We start from the raw sequence: 17,028 nt of genomic DNA, 5'->3' as shown, positions 1-17,028 counted from the left end.
ATTATTAGAGCAGGTCTACCCATTGCTCGTTGCTTAACATAGGTAATGGCTCACTATCGGCAACAAATGTTTCCGCCAGTTTCCGTTTCTCATCTTGTAGGTGAAGAATCTTTTCTTCGATACTGTTTTGGGTAATGAAGCGGTAAGCAATCACTTGCTTGTCCTGCCCGATACGATGGGCGCGGGCGATCGCCTGCGATTCGGCGGCAGGATTCCACCAGGGATCTATGATAAATACATAGTCGGCTTGAGTCAGATTAAGTCCCACGCCTCCTGCCTTTAGTGAAATCAGGAATGCCTGGACATCTTTTTGATCGGTGAAATGGGCGATTTCGGAAGGGCGGTTGTTGGTCGTTCCTGTTAATAAGGCATATTTCCAACCCCGTTCGTGGAAAGCTTCGGCGAGCACCTCCAGATGCCTGACGAATGAGGAGAAAATTAAAACTTTGTGGCCTTCGCTCTGTAGCGTATCGAATGTTTCGATTATCTGTGCCGTTTTTCCGGATGTTCCGGTATAGTCGGGAAGGATCAGTTGCGGGTGGCAAGATAGTTGTCGTAAACGTAAGATGCCATTTAATACACTAAACGAATGAAGCCTGTCGGTACTTTGAGGATGCTGAAGAAGGATGTTACGCAGACTGTTTTTCTCCTGTTCGTAACAAGTGTTCTGTTCTTCGGTCATGTCGCAGTAGATGGTCTCTTCGGTAAGTGCCGGAAGTTCCGGAGCTACCTCTTTCTTGCTTCTACGGAGGATAAATGGGGCTGTCAGCTGCTGCAATAATACTTTTGCACGGGTATTCCCCTGACGAATCGGCATTATAAACTGCTTTTGGAAAGCACTTTCCGTGCCCAGTAAGTCTGGTTGTATAAAGTGAAACTGAGCCCACAGGTCCTTTAATGAGTTTTCGATGGGAGTACCTGTAAGCACAAGCCGGTGTTTACTTTGTAGTCGAATGGCTGACCGGAAGGTGAGCGATTCACTATTTTTGATATTCTGACTTTCATCGAGCACGATGTATTCGAAACGGTATGAGCAGAGTATATCAATGTTATTCCTCATCATACCATACGTCGTAAAGATCAAGTGAAAATGACCGAAGAATTTTTCCGGTCGTTCCTTGTCTATAGCCACGGTGTTGTTGTATTCCGTCATCGAGAGCGCTGTAAAGCGTTTGGCTTCCCGTCGCCAGTTATGAAGTAGCGATGTGGGGACAACGATCAGGGTAGCCGGTTGCTTGGGAGTAGATGGCTTATATATATACTGTAATAGAGTGAGAGTTTGAAGTGTCTTCCCAAGTCCCATGTCATCTGCCAGGCATCCGCCAAATCCTTGTTTGTGCAAGTGTACCATCCATGAGAATCCTTTCTGCTGATAGGGACGTAACGTTGCTTTGAGTTTTCTGGGTACGGCAACATTTTGTATCTGTTGCTTCACCGGAAATTTCTTTAATTCCTCTTCACTTAAGGCAGTTTGTGCAGCACCTGCAAATGTATGTTTCAAGCGGATTCCTTTTTCCGTTTGAATTCCTATCTCTAATAAATTCGCATATTTGCTGAACCATTCCTCTGGCAGGAGAATCATGCGGCCATCGGGTAGCAGATACTCTCTCTTTTCTTCCAGGATATGTTTGCGGAAACGTGAAAAAGGAATACGCAGATTACCGATAACAACGGTGATGCGCAATTCAAACCAGTCGACCTCATCGTCGCAACTTTGCTCGATGCGTATCTCGTCCAGGCAATAAGGTGTGTTTCCCATATTGCTGGTGAGATGGAAGGACTGCTGCAACATCTCCCGATGGCTGTTGATCCATTCGACAATCGTTTTTTCCGGAGCTTCGGGGGATAGGCTGAAATGTGTATCATTGAGTTGTTGCAGGCCTGCATCCGTTAAGAGCTGAACGGCTTGTTTTTCAGCAGTAATGTTCCGGCGAAAAAAGAAGATCCCACCGGATTTCCGATAGACGATTTTCTTCATTTCAAGGGCGCTATCCGGTGTAAATGTCTGATCTCCATAACGGAAACCAAGCTGCAATGCTTGTCCGTTGTACGTCGTGTCTTCGAATGAGAGAATTGCTTCACAAGTACATTTTTCTTCCATCATACTCAAACCGTGAGCCTCGATTTCGTGATAGCGTGCAATCGGGATGACAATGTTATCTATGTATTTTTCAATTTGGGAAGCGTCTACGCTGATCGATCTTTTCTTTGTAAAAGGTAAGATACGTGCACTTTCAATGTGCGGAAAGAAGTATAGCTCCATTCCCAATAATAGTGTCGTCGGCGAGGAAGTCAGTACAACCACAGGTTTCAACTCGCTCAAAGAGAATGGCTGCCCTTCATAATAGCACTGCAACTGATAACGGAATGTTTTATTGTCAACATGAAACGTTACGCGAATTTCTGCATTATGAGGATTTATGTGATAGGCATGATGGGCGTATAGTATTTTACTGCCGGCTTGTTTCTGATAAAAAGGCAGTCCATTGTCCCGTATCAGTGCCAGCATCTCCAACAGTTTCTTTTCGATAGACGGACGGATATCATTTTTAATTCGTTCCGGATCTTCGGATAACTTATGTAGAAAACGCGATACTGTTTTTTCGCGGGAGTAAACGCTCATTAGATGCTTCTCTGTATAATAAGAGGCGATATGAATAGCTTGTCTTTCTGCCTCACTCATCTTGCTCATAGCTTCGGGAGAGGCGTGAAATGCTTGTTCCACCAATTGCAAGGTACCATCGTCCAGCCTTTCCGCAATATAGGGAATCAGCAATATGCCGAGTATCGGATGCTCTGTGAAAACGATTATAACTTGTCCGTTAGTTGGTCTCTCTTTCATTCTCTTTTAGGCTTTAACAGACAAAGATACGGGAAAATACTTAATTTTGCAGCATGATGGAGGAAAACAAACGAGTATTGCTTGGAATGAGCGGCGGTGCAGATAGTTCTGTTGCTGCTATGCGATTGTTGGAAGCCGGTTATGAAGTAATCGGAGTAACCTTTCGTTTTTATGAACTGAATGGCTCGACAGAGTATCTGGAAGATGCCCGTAATCTGGCAGAACGTTTAGGAATACGGCATATAACGTACGATGCCCGTGAAATATTCAGTAAGCAGATTATTGACTATTTTGTGCAGGAGTATCTGGCAGGACGGACTCCAGTCCCTTGTACATTGTGCAATAATTATCTGAAATGGCCTCTGCTTGCTAGAATTGCCGATGAAATGGGTGTTTTCTATATCGCTACCGGGCATTACGCGCAGAATATACAACTAAATAATACCTTTTATATAACATACGCTGCCGACTCGGATAAGGATCAAACTTTCTTTCTATGGGGATTGAAACAAGATATTCTTTGCAGGATGCTCTTGCCGATGGGAAATATTACGAAAGTGGAAGCCCGTGCCTGGGCTGCCGAACATGGGTTCCGGAAGGTGGCAACTAAAAAGGACAGTATAGGCGTTTGTTTTTGCCCAATGGACTATCGGACTTTTCTGAAAAACTGGTTGGCTCAAAATAGTGTGGTATTGGCAGGGGAAAAGCTGATGATGGAAGATTGTCAGAGATTGGTTGGAAGCAGTCAGGCAGGACTCAATAAAGTGAAACGAGGAAGATTTGTCGATGAAAAGGGAGATTTTATTGCCTGGCATGAGGGCTATCCTTTTTATACCATTGGACAGAGACGTGGCTTGGGCATTCATTTGAACCGTCCCGTATTTGTGAAAGAGATTAATCCTGAAAAGAACGAAGTGGTATTAGCTTCTCTTTCAGCTCTGGAGAAAACAGAAATGTGGCTGAAAGACTGGAATCTTGTCAATCAGGAGCGTACTTTAGGGCATTCTGACATCATTGTGAAAATACGGTATCGCAAACAGGAAAACCATGCTACGATTACCATTACACCGGATCATCTACTACATATGCAACTTCATGAGCCTTTAACCGCCATTGCTCCGGGACAAGCTGCCGCATTCTATAAAGATGGTTTATTATTGGGAGGAGGGATAATAGTCAATGCCCGGTAATCTTTATATGGGGGAAGGTGATTCGTCTGACAGGGGTGAGTCAAAACGAAATTTAGCTTATTGACTGACAAAGATTAGGCACGGATTACGCGGATTACACGGACAAGTTTATTCTCTTTCCATGTTCATCCGTGTAATCCGCGTAATCCGTGCCTAAAAGATACTAGAATGGTGCTTCTGTTTCGAAATACCTTCCTTGTACAAGCAATCTCTGTAATAAAGATACTTGTGTCGGTTATGTCTTGGTTTTTGGTTATTCTTCCGAAGGAATACTGTCATTCAGCGCTAGCATTGTTTCTATATATTCGCGCGTATTACTTAATCTGGGAACTTTGTGTTGTCCTCCCAGCTTTCCTTTCTGTGCCAGCCAATCATGGAATAATCCCTCACGGGCAACGATCACTTCCAATGGTTGCAAAGCTATGTCTTTCCATCGTTTCGCCTCATAATCGGAGTTAACCTCTTTCAGTGTGGCATCAAGTATCGCTGCAAATTTTTCTACTGAATCCGGCATCTTAGCGAACTCTATTAACCACTGGTGCCGGCATTTGGCATTCTCATCCATAAACACAGGTGCCGCGGTGTATTCACTAACTTGCGCTCCGGTTTCGGCACAAGCCTTTGCCAATCCTTTTTCAGCGTTATCGACAATCAGCTCTTCACCAAATGCGTTGATGAAATGCTTTGTTCTTCCTGTGATGACAAACTTATAGGGATTCTTGCTGGTAAACTTCACCGTATCACCAATCATGTATCTCCATAAACCGCAAGAAGTAGAAATAACCATTGCATAGTTTTTGTTGAGTTCGACTTCTTCAAGGCAGTAAACCCGTGGACTTTCTTTTCCTACTTCCTCCAGCGGAACAAACTCGTAGAAGATTCCATAGTCGATCATTAATAACATGGCAGGATCGGAGAGGTCGTTTTGAGTTCCGAAATATCCTTCAGAAGCATTATAAGTCTCAACATAATGCATCTTCGGTGTTTGAATCACCTGCTTGTATTGCTCACGATAAGGAGTGAAAGCCACTCCACCGTGGAAGAAAACTTCCAGATTGGGCCATACTTCTTCTAAAGTCTGTTTTCCTGTCTTTTCAAGAACACGTTTGATAAGTACGAGCATCCATGACGGTACGCCGGACAAACTTGTCACATTTACCGGAATAGTGCTGTTGGCGATTGCTTCTATTTTGGTTTCCCATTCGCTCATCAATGCAATTTTCTTGCTGGGTACACGAATGAAATTGATAAGCGGATTCACATTTTGAATCAGAATAGCGGATAAATCTCCTACTAAACTATGGTTGGAGTTGAGGTTCGGACTATGGCTACCTCCAAGAATCAGTCCCTTGCCGGAGAAAAAATGGCTATCCGGATTGATGCGGAAATAAAGAGCTGCCGCATCTTTTCCTCCTCTGTAATGAATGTCTTCCAGTGCCTCTTTGCTGACAGGAAGGAATTTACTTTTATCATTAGTCGTTCCGGAGGATTTTGCAAACCAGCGTATCTCCGATGGCCAAAGCAGATTCTGTTCCCCGGCTCGCAAACGTTCTACATAAGGTTTGATTTCTTCGTATGTTTGGATAGGAACACGTTTCCGGAAGTCTTCATAGTTACGGATAGAGGAGTAATCGTACTTTCTTCCCCATTCAGTCTGAGCGGCCTGGTGTATTAAGCGGCTTAACACACGATGCTGTATCTCACTAGCCTGACTAGCATATAGGTCTATCTGTTTTAAACGGGAATCGAAAGTCTTACTAATAATTTTTGTAATATTCATTTCTGCTTTAACATAATAATGTTTAGTCGTGCAAAAGTAACTTATTTATCTTTTTTTTCTATCTTTACGACGGAAATAATCGTTAAAAATTGACGACTTCCATAGAATACCCGAGTTTTAGACTAAAAAATGCGACAATGAGAATTGGAATCTTAACATCCGGCGGGGACTGTCCCGGCATCAATGCCACCATTCGTGGCGTGTGCAAAACTGCCATCAATTATTATGGGATGGAAGTGATAGGCATTCACAGCGGTTTTCAGGGCTTGCTGACCAAAGATGTCGAATCTATTACAGACAAGTCGCTTTCCGGTCTGCTGAATTTGGGTGGAACGATGTTGGGAACCTCTCGCGAGAAGCCTTTCAAAAAAGGAGGTGTTGTCTCGGATGTTGACAAACCGTCTTTAATTCTTCAGAATATCCGTGAAATGGGACTGGATTGTATCGTTTGTATCGGTGGAAATGGAACACAGAAGACCGCAGCCAAGTTTGCTGCAATGGGAGTTAACATCGTATCTGTTCCTAAAACCATTGATAATGATATTTGGGGCACGGACATCTCTTTTGGTTTCGATTCGGCGGTAAGTATTGCTACTGATGCCATTGACCGTCTACATTCTACCGCAAGTTCTCATAAAAGGGTGATGGTGATTGAAGTGATGGGGCATAAAGCGGGTTGGATTGCTTTGTATTCCGGTATGGCAGGAGGAGGGGATGTGATTCTCGTCCCAGAAATTGCTTATGACATTAAGAATATCGGCAATACGATTCTGGAAAGACTAAAGAAAGGCAAACCCTATTCTATTGTAGTGGTAGCGGAAGGTATTCAGACTGACGGGCGTAAACGTGCTGCTGAATATATCGCGCAGGAAATTGAATATGAAACCGGTATAGAAACCCGCGAAACAGTTTTGGGGTATATCCAGCGTGGTGGTTCGCCTACTCCTTTCGACCGCAATCTTTCTACCCGCATGGGCGGGCATGCAACAGAATTGATAGCCAATGGCCAATTCGGGCGTATGGTGACTTTAAAAGGGGATGATATAGCATCTATCCCTCTTGAAGAAGTTGCAGGAAAACTGAAATTAGTTACTGAAGATCACGATTTGGTGATTCAGGGTCGTCGCATGGGGATTTGCTTTGGTTAGACTCCGGAGCTTCTGCGTCCTGCATTGTGGAAATCTCATCGACGAGGATGTTTTCTTCTGAAATATTTTCCGGTTCAGCAGCAGTTGCAGAATGTTGTGCTTTGATCTCTTCGATAGTTGATATAAATGTAGGCTCCTTTACTTTCTTTATAGCCATCTGGGCGGCATTCTGTTGAGATTCCTTCTTGGAATACCCCGTACCTGTTCCTGCTGGAAGTCCTTCAATGCGTACTTCGGTTTGGAATACAGGATTGCTGTCATGATCGAGAAACTGCTCTATTAATTCAAAGGAAACCTCCATTTTGTTCTTTTGACTCCACTCGATAAGTTTGGATTTGAAGTTAACCTCTTTTCGGGATATTTTCTCCAGGTCGATATAACGGTTAATGATCCGTTGCTCCATAAACTGCTTGCAACGTTCATATCCCTGATCCAGATAAATAGCTCCGATAAACGCTTCAAAAGCATTTCCGTACATATAGCTATTGTGAGAGGAGGAGCGGGTGGAATACTTGATGAGCTTGTCCAAGCCGATTTCAACGGCCAACTTGTTCAACGTTTCCCGTTGTACAATCTTGGAACGTGTATTGGTCAGGAAACCTTCCCGTTTCCCTTCGAAACGTTTGTAGACAATATCTCCCACGATGGCGTCGAGGATGGCGTCACCTAAAAACTCCAGCCGTTCATTGTTGAGGGGACGTCCCTTGTCGGAGCGGACAGAAGTCGATTTGTGCAGGAGAGCCTGCTCATAAAGCTGGATATTGCGCGGGTAGAATCCGAGTATCCGGTAAAAACAAAGATAAGACTCTCTATCCTTGCGGAACAAGAGCCTTATCTTATCTATTTCGTTACGTAACACGATATTACTCTGCGTATTTCTTGAAGATAACGCACGCATTGTGACCGCCAAATCCGAATGTATTGGACAAGGCAACATTAACTTCGCGTTTCTGTGCTTTGTTGAACGTGAAATTAAGGTTATAGTCGATGTTCTCGTCGTTGTCACCTTCTTCGTGGTTGATAGTCGGAGGAACAATGCCGTTCTTGATGGCAAGGATGCTTGCAATAGATTCTACCGCACCGGCAGCTCCCAGCAAGTGACCTGTCATTGATTTGGTTGAACTGATGTTCAACTCGAACGCATGATCACCGAATACTTCCTTGATTGCTTTTGCTTCTGAAATATCACCAACCGGAGTAGATGTACCGTGTACATTGATATAATCTACTTCTTTCGGATCCATTTCCGCATCTTCCAGTGCATTTCTCATCACCAATTTCGCTCCCAGACCTTCCGGATGAGAAGCTGTCAGGTGATGTGCATCTGCAGACATACCTACACCGGCAACTTCTGCATAGATTTTTGCACCACGAGCTTTAGCGTGTTCCAGTTCTTCCAGGATCAAGCAACCGCCACCTTCGCCCATAACGAAACCATCGCGGCTTGCGCTAAACGGACGTGAAGCTTTAGAAGCTTCGTCGTTGCGTGTTGACAAGGCGTGCATAGCGTTGAAACCACCTACACCTGCCGGGAAGATCGCTGCCTCCGAACCACCGGATACAATTACATTTGCTTTACCCAAACGAATCAGGTTGAAGGCATCTGCAATGGCATTGGTTGAAGTAGCACATGCTGAACAAGTCGCGTAGTTAGGACCATGGAAACCATACATGATAGAAATCTGTCCGGCTGCAATATCCGAAATCATCTTTGGAATGAAGAACGGATTAAACTTCGGACCCATTTCCTGACGAGTGTAGTAGTTGCCTACCTCTTCTTCAAATGTATGTATACCACCAATACCGGCGCCAAAAATAACACCGATTTTGTTCAAGTCTTCTTTCTCGACGTCAAGCCCCGAATCACTTACCGCTTCTTTGGCAACAGCGATGGCATACTGAGTGTACAAGTCCATCTTTCTTGCTTCTTTGCGGTCTATGTATTTCGTTGCATCGAAGTCTTTTACTTCGCATGCGAATTGGGTCTTGAATAACGACGCATCAAAATGAGTAATAGGCCCTGCTCCACTAACCCCGTTCACAATGTTTTCCCAAAATTCGGGAACGCTATTGCCAACGGGAGTAATGGCGCCAAGGCCTGTTACTACCACTCTTTTTAATTCCATATTGATGAAATCGAATTACTTAGCGTGTTCTTCGATATAAGATACAGCATCACCTACAGTACCAATCTTTTCTGCTTGGTCATCAGGAATAGAGATACCGAATTCTTTTTCGAATTCCATGATAAGTTCTACAGTGTCAAGAGAATCTGCTCCCAGGTCGTTAGTGAAGCTTGCTTCGGTTGTAACTTCTGATTCTTCTACGCCTAATTTATCAACGATAATCGCTTTTACTCTTGATGCAATTTCAGACATAACTTTAAGTTTTTAATTAATAATTAGTTTTATTTCTTTAAATTTGCGGTGCAAAGGAATGAATATTTATCGTTTTGCGCAAATATTTGACTAAATAAATGCAATGTTTTGCACATTTTTCACTGTTTTGTGCATCGAATTTGAGGGTTATGAAGAAAAACATCGCAATTTTCGCTTCCGGTTCCGGCTCTAATGCTGAGAATATTATCCGGTATTTCCAAAAAAACGATTCCGTTCAGGTTTCGTTGGTACTTTCTAATAAGAGTGATGCCTATGTTTTGGAACGTGCGCATCGCTTGGGAGTGCCTTCTAACGTGTTTCCAAAGGAGGATTGGATAGCCGGAGATGAAATTTTGGCTATTTTGCAGGAGTACCGCATTGATTTTGTCGTGTTGGCCGGCTTCTTAGTTCGTGTACCGGATTTGCTTTTGCATGCTTATCCCGATAAAATTATAAATATACATCCTGCTCTTCTGCCGAAGTACGGAGGCAAAGGAATGTATGGTGACCGGGTACATGAAGCAGTGGTAGCTGCTGGTGAAAAAGAAAGCGGTATCACTATACATTATATAAATGAGCATTACGATGAAGGAAATACGATTTTTCAAGTTACTTGCCCTGTTCTCCCGACCGATTCTCCGGACGATGTAGCCAAGAAAGTACATGCTTTGGAATATGAACACTACCCGAAAATCATAAATCAAATATTAAGTAATAAGTATTACGTCCTGTGAATAATCGTTTGACAGAACTTTATTGACGTTTTCGGCCACTATGGTTATTACCTGATACTTAATACTTAATAATGTATACTTTCTCTTCCCGCCGCAAAGGATAATCTCCGCGTAGGGTTTCGAATAGCTCCGGTTGATTTTTTAGCCGGTTGCTGTCTTCGGTTGGATTATACATTTGGAGGACTGCTTCTTCGTGGTTTTTTGCATGAATAATGGGGGAGGCGGGTGCGGGTGCGTTAATTTCATAATCCCCTTTTATTTGGAAGAACTTGCAGATGGCATCCAATGACATACGTGTGGCGTTTGCTTTTCCATCTGCAGAGTAGCCTGCAATATGAGGAGTTCCGATAAATGCCTTTTCCAGTAGATCACGGTTGATTTCCGGTTCATGCTCCCATACGTCGATGATGGTATCCGAAATCATCCGGCTGTTCAAGGCTTTTAAAAGAGCATCAGTCTGGATGACTTCTCCTCGTGAGGTATTGATGATAACAGGCTTTCGTTTGAGTGACTGAAAGAAAACGTCATCCGCCAAGTGGAACGTTTTATACTTTCCTTCTTTATATAAAGGTACGTGAAAAGTGATGATGTCACACTCTTCTGCTATTTTCTCCAGTGAAGAGAACCGTTTTGCACCTTCTTTTTCTTCCCGTGGCAAATCATTCAATAAAACACGCATGCCAAAATCCTGGGCAACTTTAGCTACCTTACTCCCGACATTCCCTACTCCTATAATTCCAATTGTCAGTTCATCCAGTCTTTTATTCCTGACGGACTTCCATACAAGAAGCGATGATTGTATATATTGGGCGACAGAAGCGGAGTTACATCCCGGTGCATTCGTCCATTCGATACCGGCCTGTTTGCAATACTCCGTATCAATATGGTCGAAGCCTATGGTTGCGGTCGCTATGAATCTCACTCGACTACCTTCCAATAAATCCCGGTTGCAATGTGTGCGGGTACGGACAATAAGAGCGTCCGCATCTCGTACGAGTTCCGGGGTGAAATCCTTTCCCGGTGCATAAACCACCTCATCGGCTATTCTCTGAACCGCCTCTTTTATATAAGGTATTTTATTGTCGATAATAATTTTCATATACAATTCATCTTTTATACCCACAAAGGTAACAAATAAAAAAGTAAGAAACGGTTGCTTGTCTGAAAAATATTACATAGATTTGCCCTATTATATATCTATTAGCTAGTTAAGATTATGACATTTAGTAACCTTTGCAACGAGATTTTCTGGAAATCGACAACCGATTACCATGTGACGGATAGTGTGGATGCTCCGATGAACAATCCTTACGAGTTGAAGTCGATTGAGTATTATTTATACCTGAAGAATTGGATTGATGCTGTTCAATGGCATTTCGAAGATATCATCCGTGACCCCCAGATTGATCCAGTGGCAGCATTGACTTTGAAAAGAAGAATTGATAAATCCAATCAGGACCGTACAGATTTGGTTGAATTGATTGATAGCTATTTCCTGGATAAGTATAAAGAAGTAAAACCTCTCACAGGTGCGACAATCAATACAGAAAGTCCTGCATGGGCAATTGACCGTTTATCTATTCTTGCATTGAAAATTTACCACATGCAACAGGAAGTAGAACGTACGGATACTACCGAGGAACATCGTGCGCAGTGTCAGATTAAACTGAATATACTGCTGGAACAGCGAAAAGATCTTTCTTCAGCTATCGATCAGTTGTTGGCAGATATTGAAGTAGGAAATAAATACATGAAAGTCTATAAACAGATGAAGATGTATAACGACCCGGCGTTAAATCCGGTGCTTTATGCAAAGAAATAACGAATGGCGCGTATTCTCATTATCCGTTTTTCAGCTTTAGGTGATGTCGCAATGACAATACCGGTTATACATTCGCTTGCTGTACAATATCCACAGCACGAGATAACTGTGTTAAGTCGTGCTGTATGGCAGCCTCTTTTTCAGGAACTGCCCGGCAATGTGAATTTTGTCGGAGCTGATTTGACAGGTAAACATAAAGGGTTGTGGGGACTGAACAGTCTTTATTCGGAGCTGAAAGCGATGCACTTTGACTATATCGCAGATTTTCACCATGTGCTCCGTGCCAGATATTTATGTTTACGTTTCCGGCTTGCCAATATACCGGTTGCCCATATCTGTAAGGGACGGGCAGGCAAGAAGAAACTGGTTCGCCGGCATCATAAAGTAATGGAAAATCAGAAGAGTTCTTTCCGTCGTTATGCTGATGTGCTGGAAAAGCTCGGGTTTCCGGTCTTATTGAATTTCTCTTCCATTTATGGAGAAGGTAAAGGAAACTTTGCAGAAATAGAACCGATTATTGGTTCTAAAGAGAATCAGAAGTGGATTGGTGTTGCTCCCTTTGCTAAACATGCGGGAAAGATTTATCCGTTAGAATTGCAAGAGAAAGTGATCGCTCATTTTGCCGCTAATCCTGCAGTGAAAGTCTTTCTGTTCGGAGGTGGTAAAAGTGAGCAAGAAATTTTTGATGTGTGGATCGCCAAATACCCTTCTGTCGTTTCCATGATTGGCAAGTTGAATATGCGTACGGAATTGAATTTGATGAGTCATTTGGACGTAATGCTTTCAATGGATTCTGCCAATATGCATCTGGCCTCTTTGGTAAATATTCCGGTTGTCTCTATATGGGGCGCGACCCATCCGTATGCAGGATTTATGGGGTGGAAACAACTGCCCGTCAATACCGTGCAAATCGATTTGTCATGTCGCCCCTGTTCGGTATATGGACAGAAATCCTGCTGGCGGGGAGACTATGCCTGCTTGAGAGAAATAAAGCCCGAACAGGTGATTGCAAAGATTGAAGGAATCATAGATTAAATTATAATGATTTTGAATGCCTATGAAGGAATATGATTATTTAGTAGTCGGTGCAGGATTGTTCGGAGCAGTGTTTGTCCGTCAGGCAATCGATGCAGGAAAACGATGCCTTGTTATTGATAAACGTAATCATATTGGTGGAAATATCTATTGTGAAGATGTAGATGGCATTCATGTGCATCAATATGGCGCACATATATTTCATACGGATAATAAGGAGGTCTGGGATTATGTAAACCGTTTTGTGGCATTCAACCGCTATACGAATTCTCCATTAGCTAATTATAAAGACATATTATATAATTTGCCTTTTAATATGAATACCTTCAATAAGTTATGGGGAGTTAATACTCCGCAAGAAGCTAAGGACAAGATTGAAGAACAGCGTCGGGAATATGCACATATTCAATCTCCTGCTAATTTGGAAGAACAGGCTCTGACTCTTTGTGGTAACGACATCTATCAGAAACTGATAAAAGGCTATACAGAGAAACAATGGGGGCGTCCTGCTACGGAACTACCGGCTTTTATTATCCGTCGGCTTCCTTTTCGCTTTGTTTATGATAATAACTATTTTAACGACGAATACCAGGGCATTCCCAAAGGTGGGTATAATAAATTGATTGAGAAACTGCTTGAAGGTGCTGATGTGCGTTTGAATACAAATTATTTCTCTGACTGTCAGAATTTAAACGCTTTGGCAGACAAAATTCTTTTCACTGGCTGTATTGACGAATTCTATGATTTCCGTTTTGGTCATTTAGAGTATCGCAGCCTTCGATTTGAACATGAACGTTTGGAGATGGATAATTATCAGGGTAATGCCGTAATCAACTACTGTGAAAGAGAAATTCCATATACCCGTATCATAGAACATAAACATTTTGAGTTTGGTAAACAGTCGCATACAGTAGTAACACGTGAGTATCCGGCTGACTTTACTCCTGGCGATGAACCTTATTATCCGGTAAATGATGAAAAGAATATGCGGCTATATGAGAAATACAAAGAAATGGCTACTGCTGCTCCGGATGTTTTGTTTGGTGGGCGTTTGGCTCAATATGCCTATTTTGATATGGATGACACAGTTGCTGCGGCAATGCTTCTGGCACAGAATGAACTTTAAAATATTAAAATATGATTTGCTATCTATCAAGGAATTATAGAGGTGTTGATAATGCAGGTAATAAAGCAAAGACTGATATTGAACAAATCATGGAAGTGCATGGCTTCCGTAATGTCGGACTGAAACAAACGCGATATACAAATGTCGTTATCGCTTTTTGCTTTACCTTGTTCAGTGTATTGAAAAGCTTCTTCAGTTTACGTAAAGGGGATGTGCTGGTGCTCCAGTATCCATTGAAGAAATACTATACTTTTGTGTGTAATACGGCACATTTGCGTGGTTGTAAGGTCATCACTTTGATTCATGATCTTGGAAGCTTTCGCCGTAAGAAGCTAACAATTCCTCAGGAAATAGCCCGGTTGAACCATTCGGATTGTGTCATAGTACACAGTGAATCAATGAAGAACTGGCTGCTGGAAAAAGGTATCAAAGCAAAACTTCAAGTATTGGAAATCTTTGATTATTTGTCAGAGACACAATCTTCCGCCAACGATGCTTTACCGCAGTCACCTTGTCGTGTTTTATTTGTCGGTGGCTTATCTTCCAAGAATAATGAGTTTTTATATAAATTGGGCAATAATGTTCCCCGCTCTTATGAAATAGTTCTGTATGGTAGCGGTTTTGAACCAGAAAAGCTCCATAGGGATAAGGTTGATTATAAGGGTTTTGTATCCTCTGACCAGTTAATTGCATCAGCAAGGGGCGAATATGGCGTTGTGTGGTATGGCTCTGCTTTAGAAGGTGGCTGTGGGGCCTTGGGGGAATATCTTCAGTATAATGCACCACACAAAATGTCTCTTTATATCCGTTGCGGACTTCCTGTCATTATCTGGGAAAAGGCAGGTTTGGCATCTTTTGTTAAAAAGAATAATATAGGGCTCTGTGTTGCTTCTTTGTCAGAACTTGAAGAAATCTTTTCTAAGATAGATGCTGACCAGTACCAGGAGATGAAAAAACATGTTCTGACTATAAGTGAAAGGCTTTCGCAAGGTTTTTATTGCTTTAAGGCCATACAGCAGGCATGTGCTGATTTAGGAGTAAAAATAGGATAGTTAGTCAATCTTTGTGAGAAAAGAGGAAAATATAGTCAGAATCTGCCTTAAATTCTTTATCTTTGCTCAATCTTTGTAAGCAGATTTATAGGAGAGTGTAATGAGAGTGATAATAAACCCCAAATACGTACATTTACAGAAACAGATTGAAGGCATTCCTGAGTTTTTTGAGAATGAAGAGAATGTAGTGTATGATGGTCGTAATATTTTAAAACGGGTAAACTTGGATAATGTTGATGTTGTTGTGAAGAGCTTCAAGAAGCCTCACATCATCAATCGTGTTGTCTATTCATTCTTCCGCCAATCAAAGGCCGAGCGCTCCTATATATATTCCATGGAAATTCAGAAGCATGGTTTTGAGTCTCCGGAGCCGATTGCCATGATTGAGCAATATCAAAAGGGACTTCTTTCGCATAGTTATTATATTTGTTGCTATGATGGCGGAGAAACTGTTCGCGGGTTAATGGGTGGAAAGGTTGAGGGAAATGAAGACAGACTATTGGCTTTTGCACGTTATACTGCTGCGCTTCACCAAGCGGGTATTCTACACCTTGATTATTCACCTGGAAATATTTTGATTCATCATAATGAAATTGATGGATATAGTTTCTCTTTAGTTGATGTGAATCGTATGCAGCTATTGACTGATATTGATTGTGATACTGTATGTCGCAATATGTGTCGTTTGTGTACATCACAAGAGGCTTTGGCTTATATAATGACAGAATATGCATCTATACGCGGATGGAATGTAGAACATACTGTTGACCTTTCACTCTATTATACAAATCAGTTCTTTAAGAGATATGTATTCCGCAGAGCAGCACGCAAAGAAACTGCCAAACATATTGTTTCTCATATTTTGTTGTTTCGTTTATCCCGGTCATGTCGTTCCCTTTTCTCGCATTCCTCGGGAGTGTATCGCCATCTTTGGAAAAAGGAGAAAAATATTTATGATACATATCTAAGAAAATATGATTATCAAAATATCTTTTTAAAAGATTACCATTAATCTATTCCCATAATTTTTTAGCAAGCCCATTTTGGAATAAATATAATATCTTTTTAAATTTGCTTCTGAAAATATCTCTTCTTAATTTTTTATGATAAATGTTGCATAGTCTCTTTTCATCAAAAACTTCTCCTTTTTTCATCATATCTTTTCTAAATGAACCAGAAGTTATTCCCCATTTAAGTAAAAACTGTATATGCCCTTTGTTCTTTTTTACGCGCGTTGTTGAACGGGCTTCAAAATGATATACTCTACTGTCGGAAACGCCTTTGAACAGTCGTACACCTGCCATCCATAGTTTTGCTGAGAAATCAGGATCACTATACATTCCAGGTGAGTATTCTACGCTATATCCTCCTACTAAATCCCATATGTCGCGATGCACTATATTGGGAGGAGGGGTAGCTCCGAACCAATCATGATGTGGTAGAGTTTTATATTCTTTTAATAGTTTTTCTTCCTGGAAGCTTTCAGTATCTTCTCCGAAATTGACAGGCGCTATAACCCCTTTGTTGCCACATGGAAAGGGTTGTATCAGTGTTGAAGAAAAAAAGAATAATTTATCAGGTGCTTTATTGACTTCGTTCCATAGAATCTTATCCCATTCAGGGCAAACATACATGTCGTCATTCATGTAGACGATATAGTCGGTCTCAACTTTAGTTCGTAATAAATTTAATGACCAACAGATTCCTATATTTTGCTCACTATGTGTATATGTTATATTATTCTTTTTTACCCATTCTAATGTTCCGTCGCTTCCGTCGTTGACGTGTATTAGAATTTGATGATTAAAGGTGGAATTTTGGGTAATACTTTTAAGGCATAGTTCTAAGAATGCTAAATTGTTCCATGTTGGAATTAAAATGGAAAATAGCGGTTTCTGTGTGTTTACATCGTTATCCATAT

The 17,028-nt window shown here is 41.8% G+C and carries 15 protein-coding genes; 8 read left to right on the top strand and 7 right to left on the bottom strand.

Annotation, left to right across the window (positions count from 1 at the left end; translation table 11 throughout):
* Positions 1-4: 4 nt before the first annotated feature.
* On the bottom strand, positions 5-2,842 hold the full coding sequence (locus I2I13_RS04835) for a DEAD/DEAH box helicase (protein ID WP_148364215.1): 2,838 nt from the start codon (positions 2,840-2,842) through the stop codon (positions 5-7).
* A 53-nt stretch (positions 2,843-2,895) separates the two neighbouring features.
* Here I2I13_RS04835 and mnmA point away from each other — a divergent pair, with 53 nt between their 5' ends.
* Positions 2,896-4,032 carry a tRNA 2-thiouridine(34) synthase MnmA gene (gene mnmA / locus I2I13_RS04830; protein WP_195648944.1) on the top strand — a complete coding sequence of 379 codons (1,137 nt, stop codon included), beginning with the start codon at positions 2,896-2,898 and terminating at the stop codon, positions 4,030-4,032.
* Between the two features lie 253 nt (positions 4,033-4,285).
* Here mnmA and I2I13_RS04825 read toward each other — a convergent pair whose 3' ends face one another.
* The gene (locus I2I13_RS04825; RefSeq protein WP_148364213.1) at positions 4,286-5,812 is read right to left on the bottom strand and encodes a GH3 auxin-responsive promoter family protein; all 1,527 of its coding nucleotides are present in this window, start codon (positions 5,810-5,812) and stop codon (positions 4,286-4,288) included.
* 137 nt (positions 5,813-5,949) lie between these two features.
* On the opposite strand from I2I13_RS04825, the gene I2I13_RS04820 reads away from it, so the two are divergent.
* Entirely contained in the window at positions 5,950-6,960 is a 1,011-nt protein-coding gene (locus tag I2I13_RS04820) for an ATP-dependent 6-phosphofructokinase (RefSeq protein ID WP_148364212.1), read from the top strand.
* Here I2I13_RS04820 and rnc read toward each other — a convergent pair.
* From rnc to I2I13_RS04805, 3 genes are read right to left on the bottom strand one after another with little or no spacing between them, the layout of a single operon-like run.
* Complete coding sequence (gene rnc, locus I2I13_RS04815) at positions 6,902-7,858, bottom strand: ribonuclease III (protein ID WP_148364211.1); 957 nt, start codon at positions 7,856-7,858, stop codon at positions 6,902-6,904. The two genes, I2I13_RS04820 and rnc, sit on opposite strands and share 59 nt — an antisense overlap.
* Positions 7,824-9,086 carry a beta-ketoacyl-ACP synthase II gene (fabF, locus tag I2I13_RS04810; RefSeq protein WP_148364210.1) on the bottom strand — a complete coding sequence of 421 codons (1,263 nt, stop codon included), beginning with the start codon at positions 9,084-9,086 and terminating at the stop codon, positions 7,824-7,826. Before fabF ends, rnc begins: the two co-directional genes overlap by 35 nt.
* 15 nt (positions 9,087-9,101) lie before the next feature.
* A complete protein-coding gene (locus I2I13_RS04805; protein ID WP_002558672.1) occupies positions 9,102-9,338 on the bottom strand; it encodes an acyl carrier protein in 237 nt (78 codons plus the stop codon).
* 98 nt (positions 9,339-9,436) lie between these two features.
* On the opposite strand from I2I13_RS04805, the gene I2I13_RS04800 reads away from it, so the two are divergent.
* Complete coding sequence (locus tag I2I13_RS04800) at positions 9,437-10,072, top strand: phosphoribosylglycinamide formyltransferase (RefSeq protein WP_008998182.1); 636 nt, start codon at positions 9,437-9,439, stop codon at positions 10,070-10,072.
* A 58-nt stretch (positions 10,073-10,130) separates the two neighbouring features.
* Here the strand turns inward: I2I13_RS04800 and pdxB are convergent, their stop codons facing one another.
* Positions 10,131-11,171 carry a 4-phosphoerythronate dehydrogenase PdxB gene (pdxB, locus tag I2I13_RS04795; protein WP_195648943.1) on the bottom strand — a complete coding sequence of 347 codons (1,041 nt, stop codon included), beginning with the start codon at positions 11,169-11,171 and terminating at the stop codon, positions 10,131-10,133.
* A 117-nt stretch (positions 11,172-11,288) separates the two neighbouring features.
* Here pdxB and I2I13_RS04790 point away from each other — a divergent pair, with 117 nt between their 5' ends.
* The 5 genes from I2I13_RS04790 to I2I13_RS04770 all read left to right on the top strand — a co-directional run bounded on the left by I2I13_RS04790 (position 11,289) and on the right by I2I13_RS04770 (position 16,119).
* Complete coding sequence (locus tag I2I13_RS04790; protein WP_195648942.1) at positions 11,289-11,894, top strand: DUF4254 domain-containing protein; 606 nt, start codon at positions 11,289-11,291, stop codon at positions 11,892-11,894.
* 3 nt (positions 11,895-11,897) lie between these two features.
* Positions 11,898-12,929, top strand: a complete 1,032-nt coding sequence (locus tag I2I13_RS04785) for a glycosyltransferase family 9 protein (protein WP_195648941.1) — start codon at positions 11,898-11,900, stop codon at positions 12,927-12,929.
* 22 nt (positions 12,930-12,951) lie between these two features.
* Complete coding sequence (gene glf / locus I2I13_RS04780; RefSeq protein ID WP_195648975.1) at positions 12,952-14,055, top strand: UDP-galactopyranose mutase; 1,104 nt, start codon at positions 12,952-12,954, stop codon at positions 14,053-14,055.
* Positions 14,056-14,066: 11 nt separating this feature from the next.
* Positions 14,067-15,107, top strand: coding sequence for a galactofuranosyltransferase (locus I2I13_RS04775; protein ID WP_195648940.1), 1,041 nt, complete (start codon positions 14,067-14,069; stop codon positions 15,105-15,107).
* 100 nt (positions 15,108-15,207) lie between these two features.
* Entirely contained in the window at positions 15,208-16,119 is a 912-nt protein-coding gene (locus tag I2I13_RS04770) for a serine/threonine protein kinase (protein ID WP_195648939.1), read from the top strand.
* 1 nt (position 16,120) lies between these two features.
* Here the strand turns inward: I2I13_RS04770 and I2I13_RS04765 are convergent, their stop codons facing one another.
* A complete protein-coding gene (locus tag I2I13_RS04765) occupies positions 16,121-17,026 on the bottom strand; it encodes a glycosyltransferase family 2 protein (RefSeq protein ID WP_195648938.1) in 906 nt (301 codons plus the stop codon).
* Positions 17,027-17,028: the final 2 nt, after the last annotated feature.

The sequence above is a fragment of the Bacteroides sp. D55t1_190419_B8 genome (genome assembly GCF_015558905.1).
GTDB classification, from domain to species: domain Bacteria; phylum Bacteroidota; class Bacteroidia; order Bacteroidales; family Bacteroidaceae; genus Bacteroides; species Bacteroides vicugnae.
Note: the sequence above shows the minus strand (reverse complement) of the source record. Positions and strands in the feature narration are given on the sequence as shown.

Coding starts and splice junctions, on each gene's coding strand:
- I2I13_RS04775 (WP_195648940.1), top strand. CDS start 14,067: ATGATTTGCTATCTATCAAGGAATTATAGAGGTGTTGATAATGCAGGT.
- pdxB (WP_195648943.1), bottom strand. CDS start 11,171: ATGAAAATTATTATCGACAATAAAATACCTTATATAAAAGAGGCGGTT.
- I2I13_RS04835 (WP_148364215.1), bottom strand. CDS start 2,842: ATGAAAGAGAGACCAACTAACGGACAAGTTATAATCGTTTTCACAGAG.
- I2I13_RS04800 (WP_008998182.1), top strand. CDS start 9,437: ATGCAATGTTTTGCACATTTTTCACTGTTTTGTGCATCGAATTTGAGG.
- I2I13_RS04825 (WP_148364213.1), bottom strand. CDS start 5,812: ATGAATATTACAAAAATTATTAGTAAGACTTTCGATTCCCGTTTAAAA.
- glf (WP_195648975.1), top strand. CDS start 12,952: ATGAAGGAATATGATTATTTAGTAGTCGGTGCAGGATTGTTCGGAGCA.
- I2I13_RS04765 (WP_195648938.1), bottom strand. CDS start 17,026: ATGGATAACGATGTAAACACACAGAAACCGCTATTTTCCATTTTAATT.
- I2I13_RS04770 (WP_195648939.1), top strand. CDS start 15,208: ATGAGAGTGATAATAAACCCCAAATACGTACATTTACAGAAACAGATT.
- I2I13_RS04790 (WP_195648942.1), top strand. CDS start 11,289: ATGACATTTAGTAACCTTTGCAACGAGATTTTCTGGAAATCGACAACC.
- rnc (WP_148364211.1), bottom strand. CDS start 7,858: ATGCGTGCGTTATCTTCAAGAAATACGCAGAGTAATATCGTGTTACGT.
- I2I13_RS04785 (WP_195648941.1), top strand. CDS start 11,898: ATGGCGCGTATTCTCATTATCCGTTTTTCAGCTTTAGGTGATGTCGCA.
- mnmA (WP_195648944.1), top strand. CDS start 2,896: ATGATGGAGGAAAACAAACGAGTATTGCTTGGAATGAGCGGCGGTGCA.
- I2I13_RS04805 (WP_002558672.1), bottom strand. CDS start 9,338: ATGTCTGAAATTGCATCAAGAGTAAAAGCGATTATCGTTGATAAATTA.
- fabF (WP_148364210.1), bottom strand. CDS start 9,086: ATGGAATTAAAAAGAGTGGTAGTAACAGGCCTTGGCGCCATTACTCCC.
- I2I13_RS04820 (WP_148364212.1), top strand. CDS start 5,950: ATGAGAATTGGAATCTTAACATCCGGCGGGGACTGTCCCGGCATCAAT.